Origin of the sequence: Pseudoalteromonas sp. S3178, assembly GCF_005886985.1 — a bacterium.
GTDB lineage: Bacteria > Pseudomonadota > Gammaproteobacteria > Enterobacterales > Alteromonadaceae > Pseudoalteromonas > Pseudoalteromonas carrageenovora.
Genome location: NZ_PNCW01000550.1, coordinates 1 through 278 on the forward strand (window position 1 = coordinate 1; position 278 = coordinate 278).

A 278-nucleotide genomic window follows, 5' to 3' on the forward strand; every position below is an offset into this window, starting at 1 on the left:
GGTGCCAAGCGGACATAAATATCATAGCGTTCGTTACCGTTGATAACCTGCCCAGCTTTACTGCCACCAATGCCATCTTGTACTAGCGCCATAACATCTCCAACTGCCAAACCGTAGCGAGATAACGCTTGACGTTTTGGGGTGATGATCAGCTGTGACTCACCTGCTATTTGCTCAAGTTGTACGCCTTCCGTCCCCTCAACCTGCGTTACGGCCGCTTCAATTTCCTTGCCTTTTTTTGCAAGCACGGCTAATTCTGGGCCAAATAACTTAATCGC

Annotated in this window: 1 protein-coding gene; it reads right to left on the minus strand. The window is 48.9% G+C overall.

What is annotated here, in order from left to right:
* The coding region (locus CWC11_RS22160; protein WP_138684270.1) for an efflux RND transporter permease subunit at positions 1-278 on the minus strand (278 nt) is incomplete at both ends.